Origin of the sequence: Nitratidesulfovibrio oxamicus (assembly GCF_015731765.1) — a bacterium.
In the GTDB taxonomy this organism is placed as follows: domain Bacteria; phylum Desulfobacterota; class Desulfovibrionia; order Desulfovibrionales; family Desulfovibrionaceae; genus Cupidesulfovibrio; species Cupidesulfovibrio oxamicus.
Genome location: NZ_VRYY01000686.1, coordinates 1 through 804 on the forward strand (window position 1 = coordinate 1; position 804 = coordinate 804).

1 protein-coding gene is annotated in these 804 nt (G+C 70.1%); it reads left to right on the top strand.

Annotation, left to right across the window (positions count from 1 at the left end; genetic code table 11):
• Window positions 1-804, top strand: an 804-nt coding sequence (locus FVW20_RS17230) for a TrmO family methyltransferase domain-containing protein (RefSeq protein WP_196610547.1), incomplete at both ends; no start/stop codon positions are given.

An 804-nucleotide genomic window follows, 5' to 3' on the forward strand; every position in this document is an offset into this window, starting at 1 on the left:
CCCGGCCCAACCCGGTGGGCCTGCACGAGGTGCGCCTGCTGGAACTGGCCCCCGGCACGGACGGCGGCGTGCGCCTGCGCGTGGCCCCGCTGGAGGCGCTGGACGGCACGCCGGTCATCGACATCAAGACCTCGTACCGTCAGCGCCAGCCGGGATCGACGCCCGGAGGCGACCCGACTGGGGACAGTGCAGATCTCGACTGTAATACGTTTGGTGTGACGAAAGCGAGTACGGATGGTAATGCGAATGGCAATTCATCCGGACACGTCGTTTCCGGCTCCGCTCCCTCCCTGTGGGGAGAGGGCATCCCCGACGGCTACGCCGACGAATTGCGGCGCATCTGCATGCGCGGCTGGCAGCGCGGCCTGTATTCCGGGTTCAACGGCAACGCCAGCCTGCGCATCGGCTCGGCCTGCCTGCTGACCTGCTCCGGCGCAGCAAAAGGCGACCTTGGCCCCGGCGACCTCGCATTGGTGGACATTGCCACCGGAGCGGTGCTGGCCGGGGGCAAGCCTTCGTCCGAAGGGGCCATGCATCTGGCCATCTACCGCGCCCGGCCCGACGCCATGGCCGTGGTGCACACCCACCCGCCGCGCCTGCTGGCACTTGGCGCGCTTGTCCCGCCGGACGACATGCTGCGCCTGCCCATCTACGAATCGGAACTGCTGCGGGGGCAACTGGGTTTTGCGCCCGCCCATGCCCCCGGCACGCAGGAACTGGCCGACGCCGTGGCGGCTGCCGCCGTCACCCGCGACGCGGTGTGGATGGAACGCCACGGCCTGTGCTGCGCCGGGCCTTCCGCCG